General features: G+C 67.2%; 16 protein-coding genes. 4 read left to right on the plus strand and 12 right to left on the minus strand.

The window, feature by feature from the left end:
• Nucleotides 1–2: 2 nt before the first annotated feature.
• The 6 genes from paaN to paaA all read right to left on the minus strand — a co-directional run bounded on the left by paaN (nucleotide 3) and on the right by paaA (nucleotide 5,461).
• Nucleotides 3–1,667, minus strand: a complete 1,665-nt coding sequence (paaN, locus tag H0523_RS19075) for a phenylacetic acid degradation protein PaaN (RefSeq protein WP_054429456.1) — start codon at nucleotides 1,665–1,667, stop codon at nucleotides 3–5.
• 45 nt (nucleotides 1,668–1,712) lie between these two features.
• Entirely contained in the window at nucleotides 1,713–2,801 is a 1,089-nt protein-coding gene (gene paaE, locus H0523_RS19080; protein ID WP_054429457.1) for a 1,2-phenylacetyl-CoA epoxidase subunit PaaE, read from the minus strand.
• A 14-nt stretch (nucleotides 2,802–2,815) separates the two neighbouring features.
• Nucleotides 2,816–3,316 (minus strand): 1,2-phenylacetyl-CoA epoxidase subunit PaaD, encoded by a 501-nt coding sequence (gene paaD / locus H0523_RS19085; RefSeq protein ID WP_156349980.1) that lies wholly within the window; start codon nucleotides 3,314–3,316, stop codon nucleotides 2,816–2,818.
• A gap of 2 nt (nucleotides 3,317–3,318) precedes the next feature.
• On the minus strand, nucleotides 3,319–4,083 hold the full coding sequence (paaC, locus tag H0523_RS19090; protein ID WP_054429458.1) for a 1,2-phenylacetyl-CoA epoxidase subunit PaaC: 765 nt from the start codon (nucleotides 4,081–4,083) through the stop codon (nucleotides 3,319–3,321).
• Nucleotides 4,084–4,098: 15 nt separating this feature from the next.
• The gene (paaB, locus tag H0523_RS19095) at nucleotides 4,099–4,383 is read right to left on the minus strand and encodes a 1,2-phenylacetyl-CoA epoxidase subunit PaaB (RefSeq protein WP_006388300.1); all 285 of its coding nucleotides are present in this window, start codon (nucleotides 4,381–4,383) and stop codon (nucleotides 4,099–4,101) included.
• Nucleotides 4,384–4,471: 88 nt separating this feature from the next.
• A complete protein-coding gene (paaA, locus tag H0523_RS19100) occupies nucleotides 4,472–5,461 on the minus strand; it encodes a 1,2-phenylacetyl-CoA epoxidase subunit PaaA (protein WP_054429459.1) in 990 nt (329 codons plus the stop codon).
• A 172-nt stretch (nucleotides 5,462–5,633) separates the two neighbouring features.
• Between paaA and paaX the strand changes: the two genes are divergently transcribed.
• A complete protein-coding gene (gene paaX, locus H0523_RS19105) occupies nucleotides 5,634–6,578 on the plus strand; it encodes a phenylacetic acid degradation operon negative regulatory protein PaaX (protein ID WP_054429460.1) in 945 nt (314 codons plus the stop codon).
• Here paaX and H0523_RS19110 read toward each other — a convergent pair.
• Nucleotides 6,561–7,196, minus strand: coding sequence for an NAD(P)H-hydrate epimerase (locus H0523_RS19110; protein ID WP_054429461.1), 636 nt, complete (start codon nucleotides 7,194–7,196; stop codon nucleotides 6,561–6,563). The genes paaX and H0523_RS19110 overlap by 18 nt on opposite strands.
• A 34-nt stretch (nucleotides 7,197–7,230) precedes the next feature.
• Entirely contained in the window at nucleotides 7,231–7,776 is a 546-nt protein-coding gene (gene orn, locus H0523_RS19115; RefSeq protein WP_054429462.1) for an oligoribonuclease, read from the minus strand.
• Nucleotides 7,777–7,852: 76 nt separating this feature from the next.
• Here orn and H0523_RS19120 point away from each other — a divergent pair, with 76 nt between their 5' ends.
• The gene (locus H0523_RS19120; protein WP_049072380.1) at nucleotides 7,853–9,103 is read left to right on the plus strand and encodes a M48 family metallopeptidase; all 1,251 of its coding nucleotides are present in this window, start codon (nucleotides 7,853–7,855) and stop codon (nucleotides 9,101–9,103) included.
• 2 nt (nucleotides 9,104–9,105) lie between these two features.
• Nucleotides 9,106–10,062, plus strand: coding sequence for a ribosome small subunit-dependent GTPase A (gene rsgA, locus H0523_RS19125; protein WP_054429463.1), 957 nt, complete (start codon nucleotides 9,106–9,108; stop codon nucleotides 10,060–10,062).
• A gap of 30 nt (nucleotides 10,063–10,092) precedes the next feature.
• Here the strand turns inward: rsgA and H0523_RS19130 are convergent, their stop codons facing one another.
• Together H0523_RS19130 and rplS are read right to left on the minus strand one after the other, a co-directional pair.
• On the minus strand, nucleotides 10,093–10,824 hold the full coding sequence (locus H0523_RS19130) for a CoA pyrophosphatase (RefSeq protein WP_054429464.1): 732 nt from the start codon (nucleotides 10,822–10,824) through the stop codon (nucleotides 10,093–10,095).
• Between the two features lie 123 nt (nucleotides 10,825–10,947).
• Nucleotides 10,948–11,328, minus strand: a complete 381-nt coding sequence (gene rplS, locus H0523_RS19135) for a 50S ribosomal protein L19 (protein WP_006218237.1) — start codon at nucleotides 11,326–11,328, stop codon at nucleotides 10,948–10,950.
• A 234-nt stretch (nucleotides 11,329–11,562) separates the two neighbouring features.
• Here rplS and H0523_RS19140 point away from each other — a divergent pair, with 234 nt between their 5' ends.
• On the plus strand, nucleotides 11,563–12,435 hold the full coding sequence (locus tag H0523_RS19140; protein ID WP_006393647.1) for an EamA family transporter: 873 nt from the start codon (nucleotides 11,563–11,565) through the stop codon (nucleotides 12,433–12,435).
• Between the two features lie 86 nt (nucleotides 12,436–12,521).
• Here the strand turns inward: H0523_RS19140 and H0523_RS19145 are convergent, their stop codons facing one another.
• Nucleotides 12,522–12,983, minus strand: coding sequence for a hypothetical protein (locus H0523_RS19145; RefSeq protein WP_054429465.1), 462 nt, complete (start codon nucleotides 12,981–12,983; stop codon nucleotides 12,522–12,524).
• A 72-nt stretch (nucleotides 12,984–13,055) separates the two neighbouring features.
• Nucleotides 13,056–14,396 carry a PA0069 family radical SAM protein gene (locus H0523_RS19150; RefSeq protein WP_054429466.1) on the minus strand — a complete coding sequence of 447 codons (1,341 nt, stop codon included), beginning with the start codon at nucleotides 14,394–14,396 and terminating at the stop codon, nucleotides 13,056–13,058.
• Between the last annotated feature and the right edge of the window lie 187 nt (nucleotides 14,397–14,583).

Here is a 14,583-nt window from a genome sequence, read left to right on the forward strand (position 1 = left end):
GCTCAGATGTGACGGCGCGTCTGCACCACGCGGAAGCGGTTGGACACGTAGGCCGAGTCGGACAGCGCCGCGTTGGCCGCCGGGTTGGCGCCGGTGCCATGGAAATCGCTGAAGGCCGCGGTCTGGTTGACGAACACCGCGCCGGTCAGGTTCAGCGACAGCGACACGCCGGACTCTTCCGCCGCGTCCTGCACCTGCTCGGCCACGTCGTTGCTGGTGGTGTAGGCCGACAGCGACAGCGCGCCGTGTTCGATCACGCTGTCGCGCGCGATCTGGATGCTGTGCGCGGTGGAGTCGGTGGCGACCACGAAGGCGATCGGGCCAAACCATTCCTGGCTGATGGCGGCGTTGCCGGCCTCGGCGCGCAGCAGCAGCGGCGTGCGCACGCGGGCGTTCTCGAACTGCGGGTGCGTCAGCGTCTTGCTGTCGGCGACCACCGGCAGACCCAGCGCGCGCGCCTTCTCGATGCGTTCGACGATGCCTTCGTTCTGGATCGCGCCGGTCAACTCGACGGCCTTGGCGGCGTCGGCGCCGAGCTTGTCGACCGCGGCGCCCAGGGCGGCGGCGACCTCATCGAAGCTGACGCGGCCTTCCGGCGTCTGGATGCCGTCGCGCGGCACGTAGATGTTCTGCGGCGCCGTGCACATCTGGCCCGAGTACAGGGCCAGCGAGAACGCCAGGTTGCGCGCCACGCCCTTCAGGTCGGCGGCCGAGTCGATGATGACCTGATTGACGCCGGCCTTCTCGGTGTAGACCAGCGCCTGGCGGGCGTTGTTCTCGAGCCAGTCGCCGTTGGCGGTGCTGCCGGTGAAGTCGATGATCTTGACGGCGGGATCCAGCGCCAGCTGGCGCGCGGTGTCTTCCTCGGCGGTGTGCGCGGCCAGCAGCACCACGTCCGGGTCGAAGCCGGCCTCCTGCAGCACTTCGCGCGCCACCTTGACGGTCAGCGCCAGCGGCAGGATCGCGCCCGGGTGCGGCTTGACGATGACGGTGTTGCCGGTCGCCAGGCTGGCGAACAGGCCGGGATAGCCGTTCCAGGTCGGGAAGGTCGAGCAGCCGATCACCAGCGCCACGCCGCGCGGCACCACGGTGAAGTGCTTTTCCATGCGGATGGGATCATTCTTGCCCTGCGGCTTTTCCCAGATGGCGACGCCGGGGATGCGCGACATTTCCTGCCAGGCGTAGGCCACGGCCTCGAAGCCGCGGTCCTGCGCGTGCGGGCCACCGGCCTGGAAGGCCATCATGAAGCCCTGGCCGGTGGTGTGCTGCACCGCGTAGGCCATCTCGAAACTCAGCTTGTTCAGGCGCGCCAGGATTTCCAGCGAAACGCCCACCCAGGCCTGCGGGCCGGCGCGGCGCCAGTCCTGCAACGCGCGCTTGGACGCGGCCACCAGCTTGGCGGCCGGCACGTGCGGATAGGTGATGCCCAGGTCGAAGCCAAAGGGCGACTTTTCGCCGCCGACGGTGCCGTCGGCGTCGTGCAGGTTCAGCGGAAACGGCTTGCCGCGCAGCGCCTCGAAGGCGGCGCGGCCGTCGTCATTGGCGGTCTCGCCATAGTTGCGGGGGCTGGGCGACTCGGCAAACGGGCTCCAGTAGCCGCGCAGCGCGGCGGCGGCCAGGGCTTGTTCCAGCAGGGGCTGATGGCGTTCGAAGAATTTCTGGGACACTGCGTCTCTCCAAATGGAATAGGGGTCTGACTGGCGCGCGCCGGGTCAGGTTTCCTGGTCGAAGTCGATCACCAGGCGGTCGCTGACCGGAAAGCTCTGGCAGCTCAGGATAAAGCCTCGCGCCACTTCGTAGTCTTCCAGGGCGAAGTTGGCATCCATGTCCACTTCGCCCTCGACCACCTTGCAACGGCAGGTGGAACACACCCCGCCCTTGCACGAATACGGCAGCTCGATGCCCTGCGCCAGCGCCGAATCCAGCACGCTGTCTTTGTTCTTGTCGATCACGAACTTGCGGCTGTGGCCGTCCTGCACCACGGTCACCTCGCACTGGCCCTTGCCGGGCGCCTGGCGGGCGTCCTGCCCCGTGCGCAACGCGCGCGGCCCCTTCGGGGCGCCGAACAGTTCGAACTTGATGTTCGACTTCGGAATGCCGCGGGCCTGCAGCCGCTCGACCACGCTCTCGGTCATGGTCTGGGGACCGCAGACAAAAGCGTAGTCGATATCCTCGGGGCTCATCCAGGCCGACATCAGCTGGTCGACCTTGTCGCCGTCCAGGCGGCCGTTGAACAGCTCGATGTCCTGGGTTTCGCGGCTCATGACGTAGACCAGCGAGAAGCGGTCCATGTACAGGTTCTTCAGGTCCTCGATCTCTTCGCGGAACAGCACGGCCGACGAGGCGCGGTTGCCGAAGAACAGCGTGAACTTGCTGTTCGGTTCGGTCGACAGCGCGGTCTTGACCAGCGAGAACACCGGCGTGATGCCGCTGCCGACCGCGAAGGCGACGTAGTGGCGCTGGTTCTGCGGCGCGAAATCGACGGTGAAGTTGCCGGCCGGCGCCATCACTTCCAGCGTCTGGCCCGGCTGCAGCTCGTGATTGGCCCAGCTGGAGAAGACGCCCTCATCGACCTTCTTGATCGCCACGCGCAGCAGCTTGTCGCGCGGCGCCGAACAGATCGAATAGGAACGGCGCAGTTCCTCGCCGTTGAGCTGCGTGCGCAGCGTCAGGTACTGGCCCGGCAGGAAGGCGAATTCATCGGCCAGCGTATCGGGCAGGTCGAACGTCACGACCACCGCGTCGCGCGTGTTGCGCGCCACCGAGGCCACTTTCAGGGGGTGGAATTGGTTCAGGCTCATTTTCGAAACCACTCTCAGTGAGTCTTGAAATAATCGAACGGCTCGCGGCAGCTGACGCAGCGGTACAGCGCCTTGCACGAGGTCGATCCGAAGTTGCTGACCAGGCGCGTGTCGCGCGAGCCGCAGCGCGGGCACTCGATGGCGGGCCCGGCGTTGCGCCGGCTGATGCCCGAGATGTCGATGGCCTGTTGCGCGGGCGCGGCGATGCCGTAGTCCTTGAGCGCGGCGCGGCCCTTCTCGCTCATCCAGTCGGTGGTCCAGGCGGGTGACAGGCGGGTCTCGACGCGCACCTCGCCGATGCCGTGGCGCGCCAGCACCTGGCGGATGTCTTCGGTGATCTCGCGCATCGCGGGGCAGCCGGAGTAGGTCGGCGTGATGACGACGACGCAGGCGTCGCCCTCGAACGCGACGTCCCGCACCACGCCCAGGTCCACCACCGACAGCACGGGGATCTCCGGATCGGGGACCTCCTGCAGCCAGGCGTAGACCTGCTCGATGGACGCGGACGCCAGCATGTTCACCACGTCGCTCCCGGATAGGCGCGCGGCAGGTACTGCATTTCCGCCAGCACGTAGCCCAGCTCCTCGGTGTGCCGGCCCTGGCGGCCGCCGCTATGGGCCGGATGGTTCGCCGCCGCGGCGTCGGGCACCTTCAGCGTGGCTTCCTCAAGCACTTCGCACACATGCTGTTCCCAGGGCGTGCGCAGCGCGGCCAGTTCACAGCCGATGCCGCGCGCCGCCATGTCCTGGTCGATCGCGTCGTCGGTGAACAGTTCGCCGGTGAAGCGCCAGGCGTCGTCGATCGCCGCCTGCATCTTGGCGTGGCTGATCTCTGTGCCGTCGCCCAGGCGCACCACCAGGTCGGACGAGCGCCGCACGTGGTAGGTCACTTCCTTGAGCGACTTGGCGGCGATGCCGGCCACGCGTTCGTCCGACGATTGCGCCAGGCGCTGCAGCAGGAAGTAGTGCCAGACGTCGAACAGGAACTGCCGCGCCATGGTGTCGGCGTAGTTGCCGTTGGGCCGTTCGACCAGCAGCGCGTTGTGGAACTGGTGGGCGTCGCGCAGGTAGGCCAGCGCGTCTTCGTCGCGGCCCGCGCCTTCGACCTCGCCGGCCAACGTCAGCCACATGCGGGCCTGGCCCAGCAGGTCGAGCGCGGTGTTGGTCAGCGCCAGGTCCTCTTCCAGGATCGGGCCATGGCCGGTCCAGGCGCCCAGCCGCTGCGACAGGATCAGCGACGTGTCGCCCAGGCGCAGCAGGTATTCAAAGAAAGTCTTGTCCATGTCTCCCCCGCCGCCTTACATGTGCTTGATTTCTTCAGGCATCGGGAAGAACGTGGGATGCCGGTAGACCTTGCTGTTGGCCGGCTCGAACAAGGGATCCTTGTCGCCCGGGCTGCTGGCGGAGATATCGGAGGCGCGCACCACCCAGATGCTCAGGCCTTCGTTGCGGCGGGTATAGACGTCGCGGGCGTGATTGATCGCCATTTCGGCGTCGGGCGCGTGCAGGCTGCCGACGTGCTTGTGCGCCAGGCCGTGCTGGCTGCGGATGAACACTTCCCACAGAGGCCAGTCTTTGCTCATGATGGATATCCTCGGATGCCGGGCGCGCGTCGCGCTCCGGGTATGGATGAGTAAGGAGTTGGAAGGCCGGGCGCCGCCCGGCCGAAGCTCAGGCCGCCTTGCGCTCGGCCTGCTTGTCGGCGTGGGCGACCAGCGCCTCGCGCACCCAGGCGCCGTCTTCGTGCGCCTTGACGCGCGCCGCCAGGCGTTCGCGGTTGCACGGGCCGTTGCCCTTGAGCACGGCGTAGAACTCGCTCCAGTCGATCTCGCCGAAGTCGTAGTGGCCGCGCTCGGCGTTCCACTTCAGCTCGGGATCGGGGACGGTCAGGCCCAGGTATTCGGCCTGCGGCACGGTCTGGTCGACCATCTTCTGGCGCAGTTCGTCGTTGGAGAACAGCTTGATCTTCCAGGCCATGGACTGGGCGCTGTTGGGCGAGTCCGCGTCGGACGGGCCGAACATCATGAGCGCCGGCCACCACCAGCGGTTCAGCGAGTCCTGCACCATCGCCTTCTGTTCGGGCGTGCCGTGCAGGCACATCTGCATCAGCAGGTCGTAGCCCTGGCGCTGGTGGAAGGACTCCTCCTTACAGACCCGCACCATGGCGCGGGCGTAGGGGCCGTAGGAGCAACGGCACAGCGGGATCTGGTTGATGATGGCCGAGCCGTCGACCAGCCAGCCGATCATGCCGATGTCGGCCCAGCTGAGCGTGGGGTAATTGAAGATGCTGGAGTACTTGGCGCGGCCGGCATGCAGGTCGTCGATCAGGTCGTCGCGCGACACGCCCAGGGTCTCGGCGGCGCTGTACAGGTAGAGGCCGTGGCCGGCTTCGTCCTGCACCTTGGCCAGCAGGATGGCCTTGCGCTTGAGCGACGGGGCGCGGGTGATCCAGTTGCCTTCAGGCAGCATGCCGACGATTTCGGAGTGCGCGTGCTGCGAGATCTGGCGCACCAGGGTCTTGCGGTAGGCCTCGGGCATCCAGTCCTTGGCCTCGATCCGCACGCCATCATCGATGCGGCGCTGGAACGTCTGTTCGCGGCCTTCGAGCTGGTCTGCGGTCTTGACCTGCTTGACGCCGGTTTCGACGAGTTGAGCGTACATGGTTGTCTCCTTGAGACGGTTTGCGATAGCGCAAAGCAAACGCCGCGCAGTGCCGTCATGTCATAGGCGGATTATTTAATACAAAAAAACCATTGTCAAACTCAAATCTGTATCACATTGGATTTATGTATCATATCGAGGATCCCGATATCGGCCGTTCCCGGCCTCCCTTATGGCAAACCCTCAGTCGCCCCTGGACCGCTACCTGTCACGCCTCATCAAGAGCGATCCGCCGCGCGCCAAATCGCTCTGCGTCAGCCTGCTGGGCGACGCCCTGGCGCCCCATGGCGGCGCCATCTGGCTGGGCGACCTGATCGAGCTGCTGGCGCCCCTGGGCATCAACGAACGCCTGCTGCGCACCAGCGTGTTCCGGCTGGTGGCGCAGAACTGGCTGCAGTCCGAGCGCCACGGCCGCCGCAGCCTCTACCTGATTTCCGAACAAGGCCTGCGCCACACGGCGCACGCCTCGCAGCGCATCTACGTGGGCGCGCCGCGGGACTGGAACGGGGAATGGACACTGGTGGCGCTGCCGCGCACCGGCAACGGGCTGGCCGAGCGCGCGGAACTGCGGCGCGAGCTGGTCTGGGAAGGGTTCGGCATGATCGCGCCGGGCCTGTTCGCCCACCCGCACACCGAAGCGCGCGCGGCGCACGACATCCTGGAAAAGCTGGGCATCCCGGACAAGGCGCTGGTGCTGTCGGCGCGCGACCTGGCCGGCGCCGGCGGCCTGCCGATCGCCAGCCTGGCCTCGCAGTGCTGGAACCTGGACGACGTGGCCGAACAGTACCGGCAGTTCACCCGTAATTTCGGACCATTGGAAAAGTTGCTGGAGACGCCACCGTCGCCATCCGATGCCTTCATCACCCGTGTGATGCTGCTGCACAATTGGCGCCGGATCGTGCTGCACGATCCCCACCTGCCCGGCCCCATGCTGCCCGACAACTGGCCCGGCCATGCGGCGCGCGAGATCTGCGGCCGCATCTACTGGCAGGTGTTCGACGCCTCGGAAGCGCACCTGAACACCCTGGCCGGCCGCGACAACGAACGCTACACGCCGCTGGCCGCCGACATCGCCGCGCGCTTCGGCGGCCGCCCGGGCTCAGGCGCCGGCGCCTGACTGCGGCAGGGTCACGCCCAGCGTCTCCAGGTGGGACTCGCCGACGGCGCCAGCCGTGGCATCCGCGAGCGTCAATCCCCTTGCCCGGCCAATGAAGGAGAGCGTCCAACGCGCCCGGATGGGCCGGCCCAGGGCCGCGCCGGTGTCGGCATCGATGCCGCTGGGCACATCCAGCGCCAGCACCGGCGCGTTCCAGGCGTTGACGCGGTCCACCAATGCCTGCCAGTCCGGCCCCAGGGGACGGTTCAGGCCAATCCCGAACAGGCCGTCGATGACCAGGTCCGGCGCCGCATCGGGCGTCAACAGGCGGCTGGTGGCGCCCCCCGCCGCGATCCAGCCGGCATGAGCAAGCGCGGCGTCGGCGGGCAGGGACTGCGCGCCCGAGGGCAGCACGACCCGCAAGTCGTACCCCATTTCATGCAGGCGGGTCGCCGCGACCAGGGCATCGCCGCCATTGTTGCCCGGGCCGGCCAGCGCCAGCACCCTGGCCCCAGGCGCGAACCGGGCCGCGACGAAACGCGCCGCGGCCGCCCCGGCCAGCGGCATGAGCCGCCGTCCCCGGGCCAGGGCCTCGTGTTCGGCGGCGCGAATGACGGCAACGGGATGGGATGACGGCATGACGGCTCGCAGGCAGGCGCCGCCGACGGGCGGCTTACACCTTCAGGAAGTGTTCGCGGTAGTACTTCAGTTCGTCGATCGATTCATAGATGTCGGCCAGCGCTTCGTGGCGGCTCTTCTTCTCGAAACCCTTGTACACCGCCGGCGCCCAGCGGCGCGCCAGTTCCTTGAGCGTGCTGACATCCAGGTTGCGGTAGTGGAAGAATTGTTCCAGGCGCGGCATGTAAGCAAACATGAAGCGGCGGTCCTGGCTGATGGTGTTGCCGCACAGCGGCGACTTGCCGGCCGGCACGTGCTGCGCGAGAAACGCCAACAGCGTATCCTCTGCCTGCGCTTCGGAAATCGTCGAGGCGCGGACCTTGTCGATCAGGCCGCTCTTGCCGTGGGTGGATTTGTTCCAGCTGTCCATGGCGTCGAGCTGGCTGTCCGATTGGTGCACGACCAGCACGGGGCCTTCGGCGACCACGGTCAGGTCGGCCTCGGTCACCACCACGGCGACCTCGATGATGCGCTCTTTCTCAGGGTCCAGGCCGGTCATTTCCATATCGAGCCAGACCAGGCGGTTTTCGTTCACAGCCATATAATTTGCCTATAAAAGACGCGATTTTCAAACCCGCGATTTTCGCACATACCCATTTGAGCCGGCCGTATCGCCCATGTTCACATTGCTGTTCGTTGCCTTCCTGCTGACCGATATCGCCGTGCGCATGTGGCTGGCCAGTCGCCAGATCCGCCACGTGGCGCGCCATCGCGACCAGGTACCGCCGGAATTCTCCCACCGGATCGGCCTGGCGAGCCACCAGCGCGCCGCCGACTACACGGTCGCCAGGGTCAGGCTGGGCATGTTCGAACGCACCTATGATGCCATCCTGCTGATCTGCCTGACGCTGATGGGCGGCCTGCAGCTCATCGACCTGTGGGTAGGCCAGCTTACCAGCAATGACTTCCTGCGCCAGATGCTGCTGCTGGTGGCCGTGGCGCTGCTGCTGGGCCTGCTGGGGCTGCCCTTCACGCTGTGGCGGCAGTTCAAGCTGGAGGCCCGCTTCGGTTTCAACCGCATGACGCCCGAACTGTTCATCTCGGACGCGGCCAAGGGCCTGCTGGTGGCGGCGGTGCTGGGGCTGCCGCTGGCGGCCGCGGTGCTGTGGCTGATGGGCAGCGCGGGGCAATACTGGTGGATCTGGGCCTGGGCGCTGTGGACGGCGTTCAACCTGGCGCTGCTGATCGTCTACCCGATGTTCATCGCCCCGCTGTTCAACAAGTTCACGCCGCTGTCCGATCCCGAGCTGGCGGGCCGCATCCAGCGCCTGGCGCAGCGCTGCGGCTTCGCGCTCAACGGCCTGTTCGTGATGGACGGCTCGCGCCGCTCGGCCCACGGCAACGCCTATTTCACCGGCTTCGGCCGCTCGCGCCGCATCGTGTTCTTCGATACGCTGCTGGCGCGCCTGAACGCCGACGAGATCGAGGCGGTGCTGGCGCACGAGCTGGGCCATTTCGCCAAGCGCCACATCATCAAGCGCATCCTGTTCAGCTTCGCCGCCGCGCTGGGCTTTTTCGCCATCCTGGGCTGGGTCGCGCAGCAGCCGTGGTTCTACGTGGGCCTGGGCGTGCTGCCGCAACTGGGCGGACGCAACGACGCCATGGCGCTGCTGCTGTTCTTCCTGGCCATTCCCGTTTTCACCTTCGTCTTCACGCCGCTGGCCAGCTGGTATTCGCGCCGCGACGAGTTCGAGGCCGACCGCTACGCGGCCGAGCAGAGCTCGCCCGACCGCCTGGTGTCCGCCCTGGTCAAGCTCTACGACGACAACGCCGCCACCCTGACTCCCGATCCCGTGCACTCCGCCTTCTACGACAGCCATCCCCCCGCCGCCGTGCGCATCCGCCACCTGACGGCGCCCGCGGCATGAGCATGAACGACCGGAACAAGGCCGCCTTCCAGGACGCGCCCCAAGGCAGCGCGCCCGCCAACGCCGCCAACGAAGGCCGCATCATCGCGGCGCACGGCCGCCATTACACCGTCGAACTGGCCGACGGCAGCCTGCGCAAGTGCTTTCCGCGCGGCAAGAAAGCCGGCGCCGCCGTCGGCGACCGCGTCCGCATCACGCCCCAGGGCCAGGACGAAGGCGCCATCGACGCCATCCTGCCGCGCCGCAACCTGCTGTACCGCTCCGATGAAATGCGGTCCAAGCAGTTCGCCTCCAACGTCGACCAGTTGCTGATCGTGGTGGCGGTGCAGCCGACCTTCTCCGACGATCTCACCGGCCGCGCGCTGGCCGGCGCCTGGAGCGCCGGCATCGAGCCGCTGATCATCCTGAACAAGACCGATATCGTCGACGCGCTGCCCGCGGCCCGCGCCCGCCTGGCGCCGATCGCCGCGCTGGGCGTGGACATCATCGAACTCAGCGCGCTGGAACCCGAAAAGGTCCACACGCTGCTGGCGCCGCGCCTGGCCGGCCGCACCAACCTGCTGCTGGGGCAAAGCGGCATGGGCAAGTCGACCCTGCTGAACGCGCTGGTGCCGGACGCCGCAGCGCCCACCCGCGAGCACTCGACCGCGCTGGACATGGGCAAGCACACCACCACCAGCACGCGCCTCTATCACCTGCCCGCGCCGGGCGGCGACCTGATCGACTCTCCGGGTTTCCAGGCCTTCGGCCTGCAGCACCTGAGCCGCGAGGACATCATCCGCGGCTTTCCGGAGTTCACCAAGCCGATCGAGTCGTGCCGTTTCTATAACTGCACCCATCGCCACGAGCCGGGCTGCGGAGTGGTCGCGGCGCTGGACGCGGGCGCGATCGACCCGGCGCGCTACGCGCTGTACCTGCGGATCCTGGACGAGAATCTGGCGGGGCAGCAGCGTTATTGACGCGGCAGGCCGGCACGGCGGTCCGCGGTCTCAGCGCGGCTGGAAGCCGTTGCGCAGCAGGTGGTACAGGTTGCGCAGCATGCCGGCGGTGGCGCCCCAGATGAAGTGCCGGCCATAGGGCATGCCGTAATAGTGGCGCACCCGACCGTCTTCGAGCCGCGCCTCGTACAGGCGGTGATTGGCCGGGTCCATCAGGAACGACAGCGGCACCTCGAACACCTCGGCCACTTCGAACGCATCCGGCGCCAGCTGGAAGCCGGGGGTCACCAGCGACACCACGGGAATGATCGAGAAACCGGTGGCCGTCAGGTACGGCGGCATGCTGCCCAGCACCTCGACGTGGTTGGCCGGCAGGCCGGTTTCCTCCTGCGCCTCGCGCAGGGCGGCGTCGATCGGCGTTGCGTCGCTGGTTTCGATGCGGCCGCCGGGAAAGCTGATCTGGCCGGCGTGATCGTGCAGATGCGCCGCGCGCTGGGTCAGCATGATGTGCACGCCGTTCTCGCGCGTCACCAGCGGAATCAGCACGGCCGCCGGCACCGGCGTGCCTTCGCGGCCCGGATAGCGCAGGTCGTTGTCGCGTGACAGCTCGAGCGTCCAGGTGGACGGCTGGCTGAGCGTGCCGCGCAGCTGGTCGGGCGTCAGCAGGCCGGACGGCACCGCCGGCAGGGAATCGTTGGCGACGACCCAGGGTTGCGACGCCGGATCGAATCCGGGACGCGCCAGTGGCCGTCGTGGCCGAGCGGAAGACGAGGAATCAGACATTCGGCTTTTCAAAAAGAAAAAGGCACCCTCGCAGGTGCCTTTTTAACCCGGAAACCCGTGCCGAACGAAAACGCTGGATGGCGTGTGCGTCCGACACTGGTAGGGCCGTGTGCCGATAAGCGATCAAGCCGCCGAGGCTTGCTTGCTGACCAGCTTTTCCTTGATACGCGCCGACTTGCCCGAGCGGTTGCGCAGGTAGTACAGCTTGGCGCGGCGCACGTCGCCGCGGCGCTTGACTTCGATGCCGGCGATTTGCGGCGAGTACAGCTGGAACGTACGTTCCACGGCTTCACCCGACGAAATCTTGCGCACGGTGAACGCGGAGTTCAGGCCGCGGTTGCGCTTGGCGATCACGACGCCTTCGAAAGCCTGCACGCGCTTGCGGGTGCCTTCGACGACGTTCACGCTCACGATGACGGTGTCACCAGGAGCAAATTCAGGCTTGGCTTGGCCGCCGGTCAGGCGGGCAATCTCTTCCTGTTCCAGGATAGCGATAAGGTTCATTGAGAACTCCTAGATCATCATGCCTTTGCGGACTAAAAAAACTTTGCCGTTCGATGTTGTTCACGCCCGCCAAAAAGGCCAGGCCATGTACCGCAAGCAGAGGATGAGATTTGGCAAACCAATGATTCTACACCAAAAATTGGCCGACGCCTCAGGTAACATGGCGCCCTGCCCGCGGGTTTGCGGTACCCTAGCGGTTTCTGTAACAAACACGTCATAAGACGCTGTTCCCTCATGTCGTATTCGTCCCTGTTATTGGTCGTCCTGGCGGCGATGGCCCACGCAACGTGGAATCTGCTAGCCAAGCGCGCGGCCATGGTGGGCGCTCCCTTCGTCTTCGCCTACGGGCTGTGCGCCTCGGTGCTGTATGCGCCGTGGGTCGTGTGGGTGCTGCTGCATGACGGCATGACCTGGACCTGGCCCGTGGTCGGGGCGATCCTGACCTCCAGCCTGTTGCATCTGGGCTACAGCCTGTGCCTGCAGCGCGGCTATCAGGTCGCGGACCTGTCGGTGGTGTATCCGATCGCCCGCGGCACGGGCCCCCTGCTCTCGACCACCGGCGCCTTCCTGCTGCTGCGCGAACCGGCCACCACCACCGGCATCGCCGGCATGCTGTGCGTCGTGATCGGGGTGCTGCTGATCGCCACCCAGGGACGGCTGTCGATTTTCCGCAACGCCCAGGCCTGGGTGGGCGTGCGCTGGGGCATGGTGATCGGCCTGTTCATCGCCGCCTACACCGTGGTGGACGCCTATGGCGTCAAGGTGCTGCTGATCAGCCCGGTGCTGTTCGACTGGTTCACCTGTGTCACCCGCACCGCCATGATGACCCCGCACATGGTGAAGCGCCGCGCCCAGGCGTGGGAACTGATGCGAGGCCACTGGCACCTGGCGCTGGCGGTGGGCCTGCTGTCGCCGCTGGGCTACATCCTGGTGCTGTATGCCCTGCGCAACGGCGCGCCGCTGAGCCTGGTGGCCCCGGCGCGGGAAATGTCGATGATGCTGGGCACCTTGGCCGGCATGTTCCTGCTGCGCGAGAAAGTCGGCCCCGGCCGCCTGGCGGGCTGCCTGTCGATCCTGGCGGGCGTGGTGCTGCTGGGCTCGACCTGACGCCGCGCCGGCATCGTGCGCGGGCCGGCGCCGCCTTCAATCTGGATATCGTGCCGAGGGTGTTGACCCCGGGCACTACCGTCGCCTCAGAAGCCGCCGGCCACGCCGAGCCACATGAGGGCGGGAATCATCGCGCCCCACGCCAGCACCAGCACCACGTCCAGCACCATGCTTTTGACGCTGACCTGATCCGACACCGGTTCGACCGTGGCGTTGCCCAGGCTGCGCTCGCGCGGCGCCTGGACGACGTTGCCGACCGGTGCGGCATCAGCCGCGGCCGGCGGAAACGGCCACCTGCCGGGCAGCGTACCCGCCCGCTTGCGCGGCTCGACTTGCGCGGGCGTCGCCACGCCGCCGGCGATGGGAGCGGCGAGATCGATGGACGCGGCGCCATCCGCATGACCGCCCGCCGGCGCGGCCGACCAGGGCATGGCCAGCCCCGTGAAACGGGCATAGACGGCGCGGGCGCGTTGCGCCGCGCGACGCAACGGCGTCAGGGAAACGGCGGCGAGATCATCCGGCAGGACGGAAAGCTGAGCGGTGTTCATGAGGAACTCCTAGTAACGCGGTCAAGAACCACGGCAACGCGCCGCGGCGGCAACCCACGGCCGGGCCGTGGGTCAATCGAACAACGACAATTGCCCGGCAACCATGGCGCGCAATTGGCGCGCGCCGCGCCCATAGGCGCCGGCGACCGGCAAGGCACTGGGAAAAGGGACCCCTGAAGACGCTTTCGCGCCAGCCGGGGATGGGGAAACGGGGGCGCCGGCTGCGGCCGGCGGGAACAAGGCGGCGGAACCGCCGGCGGACGCCGGCGGCTGGAAGCGGTCGCAATCGAGCGCCAGCCGGTGGCGGTTCAGGCCGAGCTTGCGGGTGGCCACGGCGAAGCGCTGGCGCAGCAGGTCGGCCCAGATGCCGGTGCCGCGCATGCGCGAACCGAAGTTGGGATCGTTGCGGCGGCCGTTGCGCAGGTCTTCGATGCGATGGAGCACGCGTTGGGCGCGATCCGGGAAGTGGGCGTTGAGCCAGTCCTCGAACAGGGTTTTGACTTCCCAGGGCAGGCGGATGACGGTGTAGCTGGCGTAGTGCGCGCCGGCCGCCTTGGACTCCTGCAGGATGTGCTCCATGGCGTCATCGTTGATGAACGGGATCACGGGCGCCACCAGCACGCCGACCGGCACGCCGGCGGCGGTCAGGTTGCGCACGGCTTCCAGGCGGCGCCAGGGGGCGGCCGCGCGCGGCTCGAGCGTGCGGGCCATGTCGGCGTCCAGCGTGGTGATGCTCATGTAGACCACCACCAGCTTGTGCTCGGCCAGCGCGGCCAGCAGATCGAGGTCGCGGGCCACCAGGGCGTTCTTGGTGACGATGGTGACCGGGTGGCGGGTTTCGAGCATCAGCTCGAGCATGCCGCGCGTCAGGCGCCAGTCGCGCTCGATGGGCTGGTAGGCGTCGGTGGCCGAGCCGATGTTGATGGGCGACGGCTTGTAGCCGGGGCGGCTGATCTCCGCCCGCAGCGCCTCGACCGCGTTGGCCTTGGCCACCAGCCGGGTCTCGAAATCGAGGCCGGGGGAATAGCCCAGGTAGGAGTGGGTCGGGCGGGCGTAGCAATAGACGCAGCCGTGCTCGCAGCCTCGGTAGGGATTGACGGCCACGTCGAAGGGGATGTCGGGCGAATCGTTGCGCGACAGGATCTTGCGGGCCTCTTCGGCCGTGACGATGGTCTTGGGGGCGGCGGGCGCCCGGCGGACGTCGGGCAGGATGGGGATGACGGAAGTATTGGGGACAGCATCGACGAAATCAGCCGGGAGGCCCGAAGCGGACCAGCCATCGTCGACCTGCACGCGGTCATCTTTCTGGAAGCGATGCCGAACATTAGTAACCGCACCCCGACCGCGCAAGGCGGCGGGGGCGGCAGCCGGGGACCCAGAACCGGCGGGAAAAGAATGATCGGTGCGTGCCATGAAAACTACTGTACAAAAACACAGTGGTTTTGACAAGCACCAAAAGCCTTTTCGTAAGACAGCCCCACTTTACCGCAAGACGAAGACGGCGTCCGGACAATTCGATTTCATCTTGCGATATCGCCCGGAAACCCGCGCCAGCATTGGGTTTGGAATAAAAACAACACCCAAAAACCGGTACGGGGCG

Origin of the sequence: Achromobacter insuavis, from assembly GCF_902859645.1 — a bacterium.
Classification (GTDB): Bacteria; Pseudomonadota; Gammaproteobacteria; order Burkholderiales; family Burkholderiaceae_B; genus Achromobacter; species Achromobacter insuavis.